The sequence below is a fragment of the Streptomyces piniterrae genome (genome assembly GCF_005048155.1).
GTDB lineage: Bacteria > Actinomycetota > Actinomycetes > Streptomycetales > Streptomycetaceae > Streptomyces > Streptomyces piniterrae.
In genome coordinates, this window is the sequence record NZ_SUMB01000016.1 from 135,350 (window position 1) to 151,347 (window position 15,998).

Sequence of the window (15,998 nt, forward strand, 5' to 3'; positions counted from 1 at the left end):
GCGCTCATCCCCCCACCGGAACAGCGTGCGCGAAGCCGCCGTCCACCATCAGGTTCGCCACGGTCTCCAGCTCCGGCGGATTGCCCGCCAGCCGCTGCAGGAAGTCATCGAAATCGGCGCCGCAGGGAAGCAGCAGCCGCTCCACCCGCTCGCCCACCGACCAGCCGTCCTGGTCCCGCGCATCGTCGTACGGGCAGAACCACACCGTGCCGAGCGCGTCGCCCCGCACCTTCACCGCGACCACGCCGCCCTGCACGAACGCCACGCCCAGATAGTCCTTGGTGAAGTGATCCCGCAGGCACTTGTTGACATAGACCAGATCATTCACCGCCGCGTCATCACGCACCGTGAAAAACGGCTGGTCCACCAGCAGACCCAGCTCCGCGTCGAGCGCCGCACCCACCGGCGCGCAGCCGCCCGCCGCCTTCAGGAACGAGCGGTACGCGCCCGGCAGCCGGTAGCCCAACGCCTCCTCGGCCTGCGCCAGCTGCTCCTCGCCCACCGCCATACCCCGCCGCGGCACCGCGAAGTGCGCCGGCCGAGTCTCCTGCAACGGCCGGGTGCCCCGCTTGTCATGCTCCACAGCCGCCGTCGCCAGCCCGCCGTGGTGCCGCAGCAGCGCCTTCACCTCGACCGGGATCAGTTCCATCCGCCGGGTGCCGGCCACGTGATGCCAGGTCCAGCCGTGCGGCGTCGCCACCGGCGGTACGTCTATCCACAGCTCATGGCCCTGCGCGTGCAGCGCGGCGTTCGCGGACACATAGTCCGTCAACCGCAGCTCGTCGACCCCGAAACCCTCCGGCGGCTCGGCGATCTCCGCCGCAGCCCGCGCGTACGGGGAGAACTCCGGGAACCCGTTCCCGTCCATCCGCACGCCCGCGGGGTACCGCGAAGCACGGACCGGGTCCGGGAAGTGCACGACCTGTCCGGCATAGGCCGTGTTCGGTGGCGCGGCGTGCTGCCCGAGCCGACCTGTCGTCATCGCGGTTGCCCCCTGGCTGAAGCTGGCGTTTGGGGCACAGCCTATGCCGTGCCGCAATACCGTCCCGCGCCCCCGCCCGGCCCGCGTCAGCCCACCGACACGCCGCTGTCACCCCCCGACCGGGCGACCGCGGTCACCCGTACACCACGCCGCCGACCAGCCTCGTTGCACCGCATCCGACGATCTGTCACCTACCAGTGACATCCCCGACAGCGCGGCCGACTACCGCAACACCCAGCACTTTTGGCAGGCTGACCCTCCCCGCCTTCGGCGGGGGGACCCCCGGCTACAAGGGGATCGCAGGGAGGGAAAGCACCACGTGAGCACCACCGCACACCACACCGCAGCCAAAGGCGACCCCCGCATCGGCTGGAGCGGCACCGCCGGCAGCGACCGCGCGCCCGCCCTCCGCCACCGCCGCGACGGCATCCTCCCCACCGTCGGCGCCGCCCTGTCCGTACGCGGCCAAACCCTCACCTGCACCGCCAGCAAGGCCGAACAGCCGCCACCCCACCACCCGCTCGTGCAGGACTTCCTCGACACCCTCACCACAGCACAACGCGAGCGCTTCACCGGGCGATGTCCGGAAGCCGTCCTCCTCTCCCGCCATCTCACGGCCGTCGAGGCGAACCGCAGCAAACGCGCCGCCCGCAAACCCCTCACCAACGGCGAGGCCCGCCGCTCCCTGAAACACTCCAAGATCACCGCACGTCATATCCGCGAGGACGGCGACCCCCGGCACGGCAGCTACGCCCCGCCCTGCCGCTCCTGCGACGCACTCCTCGCCCACTTCGGCGTCGTGCCCATCGGCGACACGACGCCCACAGGGAGCTGACCGCCACCATGCCGCCCGCCACCCGCGCCCACGCCGGATCCACCCGCTTCCCCCCGGCCGTCGACGTCGCCCTCCAGGAAGCCGGCTGGGAACCCGGACGCTGGGACATAAAGCAGGCAGAGCACTGGGCCGACACCCTCCGCGCCCACACCTCGCCCGCCGGCCACCGGCACACCGTCTTCCCCGCCGCCGTCGAAGCCTGGGCCGAATTCGGCGGACTCCACATCACAGGACCCGGGCCCGGCCGTCATATCGCCCCCACCCCGTTCGTCATCGACCCCCTGCACGGCCTCCACCTCGCCCGCACCCTGGCCGACCTCGGCCGCGCCCTGGACACCGGCGTCGCCCCCCTCGGCCAGGAGGAGGTCACCACCGGCAGCGGTACGGCCTTCGGCCAGGCCGCCCTCGCCATCGACACCGAGGGCCGCGTCTACAGCCTGGACCACACCGGCGACTGGTATCTCGGCGCGGACATCGACCATGCGCTCGGCACGCTGGTGCTGGGGGCGCAACCGAGCCGGCTGGTGCTGTCGGCGGGCTGACCACCTCCTACCTCCGGTAGGAGGTCAGGGCCACCGGCTACCTGGGCAGCCGACCGCCCGGCGCCTCACCGGGCGGGCACGACCGCCGACACCCGGAAACCGCCCGCCTCCGTCGGCCCCGACACGAACACACCGCCCAGCGCCGTCACCCGCTCGCGCATCCCCACCAGCCCGTTGCCGCCGCTCGGCAGCCCGACATCCGCCGCACCCCGCTCCGACGGGCCGTTCTCCACCTGAACCGCGACCTCACCGGCCCGGTGCGCCAACCGCACCCGCGCCCGCGCACCCGGCGCGTGCTTGTGCACATTGGTCAGCGCCTCCTGCACCACCCGGTACACCGTCTGCTCCACCCGCGGCGCATAGGAACACTCCGTAGCGCCGGCGGCATCTCCGTCCGGGCCCTCCACCGACAGCTCCACCACCATCCCGGCCGCCCGGGACTGCCCCACCAGCTCGCCGAGCTCCGCCAGGCTCGGCCCCTCGGCGTCCGACTCCGCCGCCGCCTGACCAGCCCCCGAAGCGGACCCCGGCCCGATCACCGACGCAGCAGGGGCATCGGACAGCTCCGCCGACCCCGCGCCCGCCCCGGCGGCCGCCTTGGCCTTCTCCGTCGCCACCACGGCCAGCCGCTCCGGCCCGTCCGGACCCACGGCACCGCGCACCGCCACGCCCTCGGCCGTCCGCAGCACCCCGAGCATCTCCCGCAGCTCGGTGAGCGCCTGCCGCCCCATGTCACCGACCAGCGCCGCGTTCTTCGACGCCTTCTCCGGGTCCTTCAGCGCCACCGCCTGCAAGGCCGCGGCGTGCACCACCATGAGACTCACCCGGTGCGCCACGACGTCGTGCATCTCCCGCGCTATCCGCGTCCGCTCCTCGTTGCGGGCCCACTCCGCCCGCTCCTCGGCCCGGTCCGCGAGCAGCGACAGCTCCCGCTCCAGACCGTCCGCCCGCTCCCGCAGGCTCTCCACGAGCCGCCGCCGGGCCCCTATGTACAGACCCCACAGCACCGGCGGGGCGGTCAGCACCAGGCCCAGGGCCAGCGCCATCAACGGCACGAACCACACCGGCGGATTGAAGTCCTCCTGCGACGCCACGTCCTGCCGCATGCTGAGGAACGTCGTGACCAACGTCCCGACGACCGTCATCCCGGCCAGCAGCGCGATGATCCGGCGCGGCACGTCCGACGCGGCGAGCGTGTAGAGCCCCACCACGCTCAGCAGCCCGCCCATTTCCGCCGGCGTCACCGCTATCGAGACCAACACCACCACGATCGGCCACCGCCGACGCACCAGCAGCACCGGTCCCACCACCAGGCCGAGCAGGATCCCGAGAAACTCCGGCAGCCCCGCCTGATCCGCGAAACGCGCGCCCTCCAGCACACACTCCACCGTCGAGGCGGCCGCCAGACACACATCCAGTACTGCACTGCGCCGCCGGGCCCACCACCACGGCCCGCTCACGGGCGCACCGCGCGCGCCCACACTTTCACTTGCCCCCGTTGCGGTCATACCGCCAGCCTACGGGCGCCCGCACCAGTTCCTCAGGCCCGTGCACGGCACATACCAGAGCCGTTACACGTGGTTACTCATCGCTATCCCTCGAACTGATGAATCGCTCAAATTTTCGCCACTTCCGGACGCACAACCGCCGCAACCTGTCCACATGACACACACAGGCCGGGAGCACCCCGACTACGAATCGTTACACCACCAAGCCGTCGCACTCCGCCGCGCGGGCCTCAGCAGGCGCCAGATCCGCGACCGGCTGCACATCCACAACAACGACATCCTCAACCGCCTCCTGGAAGGCGAACCGCCCCCGGAGTGGACCAAGCGCCCCAACGCCAAGGACGACCTCCGCGACAAGGCCCGCGAGCTGCGCAAGCAGGGCATGACCTACGACCAGATCCAGGTCGAGCTGGGCTGCTCGAAGAGCTCGATCTCACTGTGGGTGCGGGATCTGCCGAAGCCGGAGCGGAAACGCACCCGCGAGGAAGCCTCGGCCATCGCCCGACGCGGCTGGGAGGCAACGCTCCGCATCCGGGACGAGGAGCGGCGGCAGACCAAGGCCAATGCCGCGCGGGAGATCGGGACGCTCACAGACCGGGACCTGTTCACCGCGGGCGTCGCCCTCTACTGGGCAGAGGGCACCAAGGACAAGCCGCACGCCCGGCGAGAGGGCGTCATCTTCGTCAACAGCGACCCTGGCGTCATTCAGCTCTATCTGGCCTGGCTGAACCTGCTCGGTGTGGAGCCGGAGCGAGTGTGCTACCGGGTGATGATCCACGCGACGGCCGACGTGGCGGGCGCCGAGCTCTACTGGGCCGACCTCGTCGGCGTCGACGTCGCCACGTTTCAGAAGACCACGATCAAGAAGCACAATCCCAAGACCGTCCGCAAGAACACCGGGGAAGGCTACCGGGGCTGCCTGGTGATCCGGGTCCGCCAAAGCGCAGACCTATACCGTCGCATCGAAGGCTGGTGGTACGGCATAGTGTTGGGGGCCAAGCGGCCAGCCTGACACATTGTCCGGTTTAGCCGCCTATGCACTCCCCTGTGGTGTAATCGGCAACACGGGTCACTTTGGATGATTTGTTCCAGGTTCGAGTCCTGGCAGGGGAGCAACTGCTTCGACAAGCAAAGTTCGGGTCCTGACTACCAAGTCAGGACCCGCCGTCGTTTCGGCCGCAATACGCCCCGGTATCCTTCGGGTGTCCACCACCCGAAGTAGCCAAGAAGCCGAAGGGCATCCCCGTGAGCGCCAACCGCCCGGCCGCCGTCGTCGTTCTCGCAGCGGGGGAGGGGACCCGCATGAAGTCGGCGACCCCGAAGGTCCTGCATGCGATCTGCGGCCGTTCCCTCGTCGGACATGTCGTCGCCGCCTCCCGCGAACTGGACCCCGAGCACCTCGTGGTGGTCGTGGGCCACGCCCGTGACCAGGTCCGGGCACATCTCGCCGAGGTCGATCCGGCCGTCCGCACCGCCGTCCAGCACGAGCAGAACGGCACAGGGCACGCCGTACGCATCGCCCTTGAAGAGCTGACCGGCACGGGCACCACGCTGACCGGCACCGTCGTGGTCGTGTGCGGTGACACCCCGCTGCTCACCGGCGAGACGCTGAAGAAGCTCAGTGACACGCACGCCGCGGACGGAAACGCCGTCACCGTGCTGTCGGCCGAGGTGCCGGATTCGACGGGCTACGGCCGCATCGTCCGCGACGCGGACACCGGCGCGGTGACCGCGATCGTGGAGCACAAGGACGCGACCGACGCACAGCGCGCGATCCTGGAGATCAATTCCGGGGTTTTCGCTTTTGACGCGCAGTTGCTGACCGATGCGCTGGGCAAGGTGCGTACGGACAACAGCCAGGGCGAGGAGTACCTCACCGATGTGCTGGGAATTCTGCGCGAGGCCGGGCACCGGGTGGGCGCGGCCGTGGCTGCGGATCACCGGGAGATTCTGGGAATCAACAACCGTGTGCAGTTGGCGGAGGCGCGTCGGCTGCTGAACGAGCGGTTGCTTCGGGAGGCGATGTTGGCCGGCGTCACTGTGGTGGATCCGGCGACGACCTGGGTGGATGTCTCCGTGACGTTCGAGCCCGACGCAACGATTCTGCCGGGTTCCCAGCTGCTGGGTTCGACGCATGTGGCCGCGGGCGCCGAGGTGGGGCCGAATTCGCGGCTGACGGATACCGCGGTCGCGGAGGGCGCGGCGGTTTCCTTCACCGTGGCGGACGGCGCGAGGATCGGTCCGGGCGCGACCGTGGGTCCGTACGCGTATCTGCGTCCGGGGACGGATCTCGGCCCGAAGACCAAGGCCGGTGCCTATGTGGAAATGAAGAATGCTCGGCTCGGCGAGGGTACGAAGGTGCCGCATCTGTCGTATGTGGGTGATGCGACGATCGGTGAGTACTCCAACATCGGCGCGGCGAGCGTTTTTGTGAATTACGACGGTGAGGCCAAGCATCACACGACGGTTGGCTCGCATTGCCGGACCGGTTCGGACAATATGTTTGTGGCTCCTGTCACGATCGGGGATGGCGCGTACACCGCGGCCGGCTCGGTCATCACCAGGGATGTGCCCCCGGGTTCGCTGGCGGTCGCGCGTGGCCAGCAGCGGAATATCGAGGGCTGGGTCGCTCGTAAGCGGCCCGGAAGCGCCGCCGCGCAGGCCGCTTCGGCCGCTCGCCAGGAGTCCGAAGGCGAGCGGTGACCGTGCACGGGGTGCGTCGTGCGGGGCGTACCGTGATGAGCGCACGCAAACAGGGATTCGAGGAGATTTGCTGTGACCGGGATCAAGACGACCGGCGAGAAGAAGCTGATGCTCTTCTCCGGCCGCGCCCACCCCGAGCTGGCCGAGGAGGTCGCTCACCAGCTCGGTGTCGGCCTGGTCCCGACGAAGGCTTTCGACTTCGCCAACGGTGAGATCTATGTCCGCTACCAGGAGTCGGCGCGTGGCGCGGACTGCTTCTTGATGCAGAGCCACACGGCTCCCATCAACAAGTGGATCATGGAGCAGTTGATCATGCTCGATGCCCTGAAGCGGGCCTCCGCGCGGAGCATCACCGTGGTCATCCCGTCGTACGGCTATGCCCGTCAGGACAAGAAGCACCGTGGTCGCGAGCCGATTTCGGCCCGGCTGATCGCGGACCTGCTCAAGACCGCCGGTGCGGACCGTATCGTCACGGTCGATCTGCACACGGACCAGATCCAGGGCTTCTTCGACGGGCCGGTGGATCACCTGTTCGCGCTGCCGGTCCTCGCGGACTACGTGGGCGCGAAGGTGGACCGCGACAAGCTGACGGTGGTCTCCCCGGACGCGGGCCGGGTGCGGGTCGCCGACCGCTGGTGCGACCGTCTGGACGCGCCGCTCGCCATCGTGCACAAGCGGCGCGACAAGGACGTGGCGAACCAGGTCACCGTCCATGAGGTTGTCGGCGATGTGAAGGACCGGGTTTGTGTCCTGGTCGACGACATGATCGACACCGGTGGCACGATCTGCGCCGCGGCGGACGCGCTGTTCGCGAACGGTGCCGCCGATGTGATCGTGACGGCCACGCACGGCATTCTGTCCGGCCCGGCCGCGGACCGGCTGAAGAACTCGAAGGTGAGCGAGTTCGTCTTCACGAACACGCTGCCGACGCCTTCGGAGCTGGAGCTGGACAAGATCACGGTGCTGTCGATGGCGCCGACCATCGCGCGGGCGATCCGTGAGGTGTTCGAGGACGGTTCGGTGACGAGCCTCTTCGAGGAGCAGTAGGAGCGGTGGATCGTCCGCGTCCCTAGGGCGCCGTAGATCGACTTTGGTGCGGCCTTCCGGCCGGGTAGACTCAGTGAGTTGCTCGGCGAGGGAGGCCGCACTGTTGTGTGCGGCGGTCCGTTATCGACGCGCTCTTCGTAGCAGGTCTGTCGTGGGCCGGGTAACGCCCACCGGATTTTTCTGAACTACGAGGAGTGCAGCCATGGCTGAGGTCAAGCTCGCCGCCGACGTCCGTACCGTTTTCGGTAAGGGCGCCGCCCGCCAGACCCGCCGCGAGAACAAGGTTCCCGCCGTCATTTACGGTCACGGCGCGGACCCGCAGCACGTCGCGATCGACAGCCACGCGCTGATGATGGCCCTGAAGACCCCGAACGTGCTGATCCGTCTGGACCTGGACGGCAAGAGCGAGCTGGTCATCCCCAAGGCCGTGCAGCGTGAGGCCATCCGTGGCTTCCTCGTCCACGTGGACTTCCTGGCCGTCAAGAAGGGCGAGAAGGTCACCGTCGAGATCCCGGTGCAGACCGAGGGCGACCTGGCCCCGGGCGGCAACCTGCTCGAGTACGTGCTGAACACCCTGCCGGTCGAGGCCGAGGCCACCCACATCCCGGAGTCGGTCACCGTCTCCATCGCGGGTCTGGACGCCGGTCACTCGGTCCTCGCCAAGGACATCGCCCTGCCGGCCGGTTCGACGCTGGCCGTCGAGGACGACGCGGTCGTCCTGCAGGTCGTCGCGGCGCAGGCCGAGGCTCCGGCCGAGGAAGGCGCCGAGGGCGAGGGCGAAGAGGGCGGCCAGGCCTGATCCCTTCCGGGCGGGCGTCGGCTGCCGGCGTGCCCCGGGGCATTATCTTTGCGACCGTCATTCCGCGCCGTCGGCGCGGGGTGGCGGTCGCGTCGTTGAAGGAGCGTGCAGATGACGGATGCTGACAGCCCCTGGCTGATTGTGGGTCTCGGTAATCCGGGTCCTGAATACGCCGCCAACCGGCACAACGTCGGTTTCATGGTGGCGGATCTTCTCGCCGAGCGTATGGGTGGCCGTTTCAAGGCGCACAAGGCGCGGGCGCAGGTGGTCGAGGGACGTATTGGTCCGCCGGGTCCTTCGAGTCGCCGGGTGGTGGTGGCGAAGCCGTTGTCTTTCATGAATCTGTCGGGTGGCCCGACGACGGCGTTGCGGGATTTCTACAAGATTCCGGTGGCCAACATCATTGCTGTGCATGATGAGTTGGATATCGATTACGGTGCGTTGCGCCTGAAGCTGGGTGGCGGTGACAACGGTCACAACGGTCTGAAGTCGATCACGAAGTCGCTGGGCGCGGATTACCACCGGGTGCGGTTCGGCATCGGGCGCCCGCCGGGTCGTGTGCCGGTGGCGGACTTTGTGCTCAAGGACTTTTCGTCGGCGGAGCGCAAGGAACTGGATTACTTCGTGGACCGCGCGACGGACGCCGTGGAGGCGTTGGTCCTGGAGGGTTTGGAAAGGGCGCAGAGCACGTACAACACGTGAATGGGGCAGCGTGGGTCAGGGCTGACGAACTCTGTCCCAGGTTGACCGGGCGCTGTTCGATGGCCAAGGATCGCGGCCATGGCCAGTAGCAGTACGCGCACTCGTCCGGTCAAACGCAGTCGGGTCCGGCGGGTTGGTGAGAGCGCCTTCGGGGCGCTGCTTGTCGTCCGGCTCGTGGTGATGGGTCTGCTGGCGCTGCTTTTGCTGGCCGGTGGCGTCTGGACGTCGTGGAACACGGCTCAGTACGCGATGCTCGCGAAGGTGCATGAGCGCGGCACGATGACGGTGGTGGCGTGTGGTGAGGAACGGTGTACCGGTCCTTATGTGCCGACCGCGGGGGACGGGAAGCGGCGGGCGAAGGTGTCGCTCGTGGAGTCGGTGGCGCCGGCCAAGGGCGGGAAGGTCGAGGTGACCGTGAAGCCGGGTACGACGCAGGCGGTGCGTACCGGGCCCGCCGGGATTCTGCACGCGTGTGTGCCGTTCGCGGGCGCGCTGCTGCTGGCGGCGCTGGTGGTGGCCGGCGGGATGCGGTTCCGGCGTACCGCGTGGGTGATGGGTCTGTTGGGCGCGGCGTTGCTGGGCGCGGCGTTCACCGCGACGTTGTAGCGCCTTTCCGCCCCTGGCCCTTCGGTCGGGCCCTGGGGTTTCTCGGTACGGCGACGGCCCGCCTCTTCTTGTGAAGGGGCGGGCCGTCGTCGTGTTCCGGGGCGGGTCAGCCGGTGTTGCGGAGGCCGGCCGCCACACCGTTGACGGTCAGGAGCAGGGCGCGGGCCAGCACCGGGTCCGATTCCTCGCCGCGTTCGGCGGCGGTGCGCTGGCGGTCCAGCAGGGAGACCTGGAGGTAGGAGATCGGGTCGAGGTAGGCGTCGCGGATGTGGAAGGTCTGCTTGAGCGCCGGGTTGGAGTCGAGGAGTTCGGTTTCCCCGGTGATGCGCAGGACCTCGGCGACGGTGAGCTCGTGCTCGGCCTTGATGACGTCGAAGACGTGCTTGAGGTCGTCGGGGACGAGGGTGTCGACGTAGTGCTGGGCGATCCGCAGGTCGGTCTTGGCCAGTGTCATTTCGACGTTGGACAGGAAGTTGCGGAAGAAGTGCCAGTGCTCGTGCATCTCGTCGAGCACGGAGTCGAGGCCGGCCTCGCGGGCGGCCTTCAGTCCGGTGCCGACGCCGAACCAGCCGGGGACGATCTGGCGGGACTGGGTCCAGCCGAAGACCCAGGGGATGGCGCGGAGTCCGTCGAGCGAGACGCCCGAGCCGGGGCGGCGGGAGGGCCGCGAGCCCAGGTGCAGGTCGGCGAGCTGGTCGACCGGGGTGGAGGCGAGGAAGTACGTCGGCAGGTCGGGGTCTTCGACGAGACGGCGGTAGGCGCCGTGGGCGGCCTCGGAGACGGTTTCCATGGCCGCGTCCCAGCGGGCCAGTGCCTCGTCGGACTGACGGGGCGCGGTGTGCAGGGCGGACGCCTGGAGGGTGGCGGCGACCGTGAGCTCCAGGTTCTCCCGGGCCAGGGACGGCACCAGGTACTTGTCGGAGATGACCTCGCCCTGCTCGGTGACCTTGATCTCGCCCTCCAGCGTCCCGTAGGGCTGGGCGAGGATCGCGTCGTGGGAGGGGCCGCCGCCGCGGCCGACGGTGCCGCCGCGGCCGTGGAAGAGGCGCAGCCGTACGCCGTGCCGGTGGGCGACGTCGCGCAGCAGGCGCTGGGCGCGGTGGATCTCCCATTGGGAGGTGGTGATGCCGCCGAACTTGGAGGAGTCCGAGTAGCCGAGCATGACCTCCTGGACGTCGCCGCGCAGGGCGACCAGGCGCCGGTAGGAGGGGTCGGCGAGCATCTCGTCGAGAAGCTGGTCGGCGATCTTGAGTTCGTCGGTGGTTTCCAGCAGCGGCACGATGCCGATCTTGGCCCAGCCGGCGTGCAGGTCGATCAGCCCGGCCTCGCGGGCGAGGACCGCGGCGGCGAAGACGTCGTCCGAGCCCTGGCACATGGAGATGATGTAGGACTCGATGACCTCGGGGCCGAAGGTCTCCTTGGCCTTGAGGATGGTGCGGAAGACGCCCAGCGTCTTGGCGCCGGCCTCGTCGAGGGGCGCGGGGGTGGGCGCGAGGGGACGCCGGGAGCGGAGTTCCTTGGCGAGGAGCTTGCGGCGGTAGTCGCGCGGCATGTCCACGTAGCGCCAGGACTCCTCGCCGAGGCGGTCGAAGAGCTGGCCGAGGGCGTGGTGGTGGGCGTCGGCGTGCTCGCGGACGTCCATGGTGGCGAGCTGGAGGCCGAAGGCGGCGATCGTACGGAGGGTGCGCTCCAGGCGGCCGTCGGCGACCAGGCCGCCGCGGTGTGCGCGCAGCGAGGTCTGGATGAGGGCGAGGTCGTCGAGGAGTTCCGCGGTGCCGAGGTAGTCGCGGCCGGGGACGTGGGGGGTGTCGGCGGCGAGGCGGTCGCGGGTGTTGACGAGCTTCTGGCGGACGCAGGTGGCCTTGAGGCGGTAGGGCTCCTCGGAGTTCAGGCGCTTGTAGCGGGGGCTGATCTCGGGGAGGAGCTCCAGGTCGTGCTGGAGGGATGCCAGCAGCTCGTCGGTGGCGCCGCAGTTGCGGATCGAGTTGGACAGGGCGCCGCGCAGCTCGTCGACGTGCTCCAGGGCGTCGGTGATGCCGTGCTCGTGCTGGAGGATCAGTACGTCCCAGGTGACCTGGGGGGTGACGTTGGGGTTGCCGTCGCGGTCGCCGCCGATCCAGGTGCCGAAGGTCAGCGGGCGGGTGCCGGGGGGCAGCTCGGTGCCGGCCCGCTCCAGCTCGGCGGCGAGGTCCTCCAGGACGTCGCCGACCGCGCCGCGGCCCAGTTCGTCCAGGTAGTAGATGGCGTTGCGGGCCTCGTCGGTCGGCTCGGGCCGGGCCACCCGCAGCTCGTCCGTCTGCCAGATGAGGTCGATGTTCTCGGCGAGGCGCAGGTCGGCGCGGCGGCGCTCGGTGCTGTCGGTGCGGTCCAGGAGTTCGGCGACCTTGCGGAGCTTGGTGAGGACGGAGCGGCGGGCGGCCTCGGTGGGGTGCGCGGTGAAGACGGGGCGTACGCCGAGGTTGCGGGCGGTCTCCCGCAGATGCTCGGGGTCGGCGTCCTTGAGCATGTCGGCGGTGCGGGCGAGGATGCCGCCCTCGGCGGCGCGCCTGGCGCGCAGCTCGCGGCCGCGGTGGACCTGCTCGGTGACGTTGGCGAGGTGGAAGTACGTGGAGAAGGCGCGCACCAGTTTGGCGGCGGTGGGCAGGTCCGTGTCGCCGAGGAGCCGGGCGGCGGCCTCGCCGTCGGACCGGGTCAGCGCGCGGACCCGCTCGACGAGGTCGAGGAGCTCCTTGCCTTCCTGCCGGACGAGGGTCTCGCCGAGGAGGTCGCCGAGGCGGCGGATGTCGGCGCGCAGGGCGACGTTGTCCTCGGCGCCTTCGGTCTTCTCGGTCGGCTCGGTCTCGGCGGGGGTGATGTCGGCACTGCTCACAGGTGCGGCTCCTTGCAGTGATGTCACAGCGTCACGGCGCGGCGACCCGATCGAGGGTGCCGGCGGGCGACGGGTGGGCTCGTCTGGATTGGCGGGCGGGATTGCGGACCGCGCTGTCCGACGTCCCCAGGATAGGTCTCTCCTCCGATCGGCAGTTCACACCGTCCGCTGTGTGGGCAGCCGGGTCGCGGGTGGCTCGGCGGGGCCTGTCACGGCCTTGCTCGTGGCGGTGTCACTGCCATACTTACGTGACCGTAGGTTACGGTCCCGTAGGACGTAGCCGATCCCCTGAGCTCTCGAACCCCCGACGAGGGACGTCACATGACCGCTGGTCCAGAAGCCGTCGAAGAATCACCGATTCCTGTCGATTCGCCCCCCGAATCCCCCGTGAAGAACGCGTCCGCCCCCTCCTCTCTGCCGTCCGCGACGCTGGGCGGCGACAGCAAGCGTTCGGTGGAGCAGATCACCCTGCTGCTGTTCATCACCGTGCCGTTCGTGGCGCTGCTGGCAGCCGTGCCGCTGGCCTGGGGATGGGGGGTGAGCTGGCTGGATCTGGGGCTGATGGTGGCGATGTACTACATCGGCTGCCATGGCATCACCATCGGATTCCACCGCTATTTCACCCATGGCGCCTTCAAGGCGAAACGTCCGCTGCGTATCGCTTTGGCCGTGATGGGGTCACTGGCGGTGGAGGGGCCGCTGGTGCGCTGGGTGGCGGATCACCGCAAGCACCACAAGTTCTCGGACGCGGAGGGCGACCCGCATTCGCCCTGGCGGTTCGGTGAGACGGTGCCGGCCCTGCTCAAGGGACTGTGGTGGGCGCATGTGGGCTGGATGTTCGACGAGGAGCAGACGCCGCAGCACAAGTACGCGCCGGACCTGATCAAGGACTCGGCGATTCGTACCATCTCGCGCCAGTTCGTGCTGTGGACGACGGTGTCGCTGCTGATCCCGCCGCTGGTGGGCGGGCTGGCGACCTGGTCCTGGCAGGGCGCGCTGAGCGCGTTCTTCTGGGGCTCGCTGGTCCGTGTCGCGCTGCTCCATCACGTCACATGGTCGATCAACTCCATCTGCCACGCGGTCGGCAAGCGGCCGTTCAAATCGCGCGACCGCTCCGGAAACGTGTGGTGGCTGGCCGTCCTCTCGTGCGGCGAGTCCTGGCACAACCTGCACCACGCGGACCCGACGTGCGCCCGGCACGGTGTGATGCGCGGGCAGCTGGACTCCAGCGCCCGGCTGATCCGCTGGTTCGAGAAGGCGGGCTGGGCGTACGACGTGCGCTGGCCGGACGCCTCGCGCATCGACGCCCGGCGAGTGGACGCCCCGCGCAAGGAGAAGGCGGCTCAGGCGGCATGATTGACGGGTGGCGATCGACGGCAGCAGCGTGAACAACGGCAACAGCGGTAAGGCGTCCTCCGGCGGGGGGACCCGGCGGACGACCCGCCGGGTCCGGATGACCGGCGCGGAGCGCCGTGAACAGCTGCTGGACATCGGTCGCACGCTCTTCGCCGAGCGGGGGTTCGAGGGCACGTCGGTGGAGGAGATCGCGGCGAAGGCCGGGGTGTCCAAGCCGGTGGTCTACGAGCACTTCGGCGGCAAGGAGGGCCTGTACGCGGTGGTCGTGGACCGCGAGATGCGGCAGCTGCTGGACATGGTGACCGGTGCACTGACCGCCGGCCACCCGCGCGAACTCCTGGAGCAGGCGGCCTTCGCGCTGCTCGACTACATCGAGACGTTCACGGACGGTTTCCGCATCCTGGTCCGCGATTCGCCCGTCGCCCAGTCGACGGGCACCTTCGCCTCGCTGATCAGCGATATCGCCACGCAGGTGGAGGACATCCTGGGCCTGGAGTTCAAGGCCCGCGGCTTCGACCCGAAGCTGGCGCCGCTGTACGCGCAGGCGCTGGTCGGGATGGTCGCGCTCACCGGCCAGTGGTGGCTGGACGTCCGCAAGCCGAAGAAGGCGGAGGTCGCGGCGCACCTGGTCAACCTGGCCTGGCACGGCCTGGACGGCCTGGAGGCCAAACCGCGGCTGATAGGGCACCGGAAGAACTGACGGGGGCCCTACGTCAGCTCACCGGCTCCAGGAATTCCAGCCGGTTGCCCACCGGATCGGCGGAGTAGAACCGCCGGTGTCCCGGGAGGTTGTCGTCCCAGGCGACGGGGGCGCCGCCGGCCGCGAGCCGGGCGGCGAGGGCGTCGATGCCGGTGACCCGGAGGCCGGGGTGGGCCTTCTTGGCGGGCCGGTGGCCGGCCTCGATGCCGAGGTGCAGGCGGGCCGTGCCGGCCTCGAACCAGCATCCGCCGCGGGCCGCGAGCGCCGGCGGCTTGGGAATCTCCGTCATCCCGAGCAGGTCCCCGTAGTAGGCCCGTAGTGCGTCCTCACTACCGGAGGGCGCGGCGAGCTGGATGTGGTCAAGGCCGGTGATCACGGCGTCATCTCCTCATGTGGTCAGCATGGGGGGCGGGAAGTGACGGGCGGGCAGGAGAGTCAGGCGGCCTCCGGCTTGCGCGCCACGGCGAAGATGCGGCGGAACGGGAAGACCGTGCCGTGCCGCCCGGAGGGGTAGGCCTTGCGCAGCAGGTCGCGGAATTCTTCGAGGAACGCTTCGCGGGCGCCCGTGTCGTCCTCCAGGACGGTCAGGACGGGGCGCAGGGCGGTGCCCTTGACCCAGTCCAGTACCGGGTCGTCGCCCTGGAGGAGCTGGACGTAGGTGGTCTCCCAGACGTCCGTCTCGCAGCCCAGGTCGGCGAGGCGTTCCAGATAGTCGGCGGGCTGGAGGATATGGACGAAGCGGCGGCCGTGGCTGTCGAGGCGGTCGCGCCATTGGGGGGCGTCGCACAGTTCCCCGAGGAGTGCGTGGCTGGGCGAGGTGAAATTGCCGGGCACTTGGAAGGCGAAGGTGCCGCCGGGTTTGACGGCGTCGAGCCAGCGCTTGAAGGAGTCGGCATGGTGGGGGACCCATTGCAGCGCGGCGTTGGAGACGATCAGGTCGTACGACTCGTCCGGGGCCCAGTCGGCGGCGTCGGCGGTGGTGAAGTCGAGGTGGCCGCCGCCTTTGGTGGGGCCGGCGTAGAACTCGGCTTCTTTGAGCATCTCCGGGGAGTTGTCGTAGCCGGTGATGTGCGCGTCGGGCCAGCGTTCGGCGAGCAGGGCGGTGACATTGCCGGGGCCGCAACCGAGGTCGGCGATGCGGGCGGGGGTTTGATGCCGCGGGAGTTCGGCAATACGGGCGAGCAGGTCGTGGAAGGGGCGGGTCCGATGTCCGGCGTGGCGTAGGTACTGCTGCGGATCCCAGGTTGGTGCGTCGTGCATGTTCGAAAACCCCTCTGCTGGTGCAGGGCTGACTCTGGGCGTTCAGCGGCCTGGTTCAGGCCAATCCGGTGAAAACAGAGCTGCCCGCC

15 protein-coding genes and 1 tRNA gene are annotated in these 15,998 nt (G+C 69.6%); 11 read left to right on the forward strand and 5 right to left on the reverse strand.

The genetic code is table 11. The features are described from left to right. Window positions 1-4: 4 nt before the first annotated feature. A complete protein-coding gene (locus FCH28_RS34635; RefSeq protein WP_136744244.1) occupies window positions 5-982 on the reverse strand; it encodes an SMI1/KNR4 family protein in 978 nt (325 codons plus the stop codon). Between the two features lie 319 nt (window positions 983-1,301). Here FCH28_RS34635 and FCH28_RS34640 point away from each other — a divergent pair, with 319 nt between their 5' ends. Both FCH28_RS34640 and FCH28_RS34645 read left to right on the forward strand, forming a co-directional pair. Beyond that, complete coding sequence (locus tag FCH28_RS34640) at window positions 1,302-1,817, forward strand: YwqJ-related putative deaminase (RefSeq protein WP_136744246.1); 516 nt, start codon at window positions 1,302-1,304, stop codon at window positions 1,815-1,817. 8 nt (window positions 1,818-1,825) lie between these two features. After that, complete coding sequence (locus FCH28_RS34645) at window positions 1,826-2,359, forward strand: SUKH-3 domain-containing protein (RefSeq protein ID WP_136744248.1); 534 nt, start codon at window positions 1,826-1,828, stop codon at window positions 2,357-2,359. A 65-nt stretch (window positions 2,360-2,424) separates the two neighbouring features. Here the strand turns inward: FCH28_RS34645 and FCH28_RS34650 are convergent, their stop codons facing one another. Further along, window positions 2,425-3,867 (reverse strand): sensor histidine kinase, encoded by a 1,443-nt coding sequence (locus tag FCH28_RS34650; RefSeq protein ID WP_136744250.1) that lies wholly within the window; start codon window positions 3,865-3,867, stop codon window positions 2,425-2,427. Window positions 3,868-4,021: 154 nt separating this feature from the next. On the opposite strand from FCH28_RS34650, the gene FCH28_RS34655 reads away from it, so the two are divergent. From FCH28_RS34655 to FCH28_RS34685, 7 genes are all read left to right on the forward strand, one after another. After that, window positions 4,022-4,879, forward strand: coding sequence for a hypothetical protein (locus FCH28_RS34655; RefSeq protein WP_136744252.1), 858 nt, complete (start codon window positions 4,022-4,024; stop codon window positions 4,877-4,879). A gap of 29 nt (window positions 4,880-4,908) precedes the next feature. Then, window positions 4,909-4,980, forward strand: a tRNA-Gln gene (locus tag FCH28_RS34660). 132 nt (window positions 4,981-5,112) lie between these two features. Then, window positions 5,113-6,570, forward strand: a complete 1,458-nt coding sequence (glmU, locus tag FCH28_RS34665; protein ID WP_136744254.1) for a bifunctional UDP-N-acetylglucosamine diphosphorylase/glucosamine-1-phosphate N-acetyltransferase GlmU — start codon at window positions 5,113-5,115, stop codon at window positions 6,568-6,570. A gap of 72 nt (window positions 6,571-6,642) precedes the next feature. After that, complete coding sequence (locus tag FCH28_RS34670) at window positions 6,643-7,617, forward strand: ribose-phosphate diphosphokinase (RefSeq protein WP_136744256.1); 975 nt, start codon at window positions 6,643-6,645, stop codon at window positions 7,615-7,617. Window positions 7,618-7,819: 202 nt separating this feature from the next. Beyond that, window positions 7,820-8,416 carry a 50S ribosomal protein L25/general stress protein Ctc gene (locus tag FCH28_RS34675; protein WP_136744257.1) on the forward strand — a complete coding sequence of 199 codons (597 nt, stop codon included), beginning with the start codon at window positions 7,820-7,822 and terminating at the stop codon, window positions 8,414-8,416. Between the two features lie 111 nt (window positions 8,417-8,527). After that, window positions 8,528-9,118, forward strand: coding sequence for an aminoacyl-tRNA hydrolase (pth, locus tag FCH28_RS34680; protein ID WP_136744259.1), 591 nt, complete (start codon window positions 8,528-8,530; stop codon window positions 9,116-9,118). A gap of 78 nt (window positions 9,119-9,196) precedes the next feature. Continuing rightward, window positions 9,197-9,724: a hypothetical protein gene (locus FCH28_RS34685; protein WP_136744261.1), complete on the forward strand. Its 528-nt coding sequence runs from the start codon at window positions 9,197-9,199 to the stop codon at window positions 9,722-9,724. A 106-nt stretch (window positions 9,725-9,830) separates the two neighbouring features. Here the strand turns inward: FCH28_RS34685 and ppc are convergent, their stop codons facing one another. Then, entirely contained in the window at window positions 9,831-12,593 is a 2,763-nt protein-coding gene (gene ppc, locus FCH28_RS34690; protein WP_425472062.1) for a phosphoenolpyruvate carboxylase, read from the reverse strand. Between the two features lie 321 nt (window positions 12,594-12,914). On the opposite strand from ppc, the gene FCH28_RS34695 reads away from it, so the two are divergent. Both FCH28_RS34695 and FCH28_RS34700 read left to right on the forward strand, forming a co-directional pair. Continuing rightward, entirely contained in the window at window positions 12,915-13,949 is a 1,035-nt protein-coding gene (locus FCH28_RS34695; RefSeq protein WP_187363997.1) for an acyl-CoA desaturase, read from the forward strand. Between the two features lie 7 nt (window positions 13,950-13,956). After that, window positions 13,957-14,649 carry a TetR/AcrR family transcriptional regulator gene (locus FCH28_RS34700; RefSeq protein ID WP_246103463.1) on the forward strand — a complete coding sequence of 231 codons (693 nt, stop codon included), beginning with the start codon at window positions 13,957-13,959 and terminating at the stop codon, window positions 14,647-14,649. Between the two features lie 13 nt (window positions 14,650-14,662). On the opposite strand, the gene FCH28_RS34705 is transcribed toward FCH28_RS34700, so the two are convergent. Further along, window positions 14,663-15,025, reverse strand: a complete 363-nt coding sequence (locus tag FCH28_RS34705) for a VOC family protein (RefSeq protein ID WP_136744265.1) — start codon at window positions 15,023-15,025, stop codon at window positions 14,663-14,665. 59 nt (window positions 15,026-15,084) lie between these two features. Then, window positions 15,085-15,909, reverse strand: coding sequence for a trans-aconitate 2-methyltransferase (locus FCH28_RS34710; RefSeq protein WP_136744267.1), 825 nt, complete (start codon window positions 15,907-15,909; stop codon window positions 15,085-15,087). Between the last annotated feature and the right edge of the window lie 89 nt (window positions 15,910-15,998).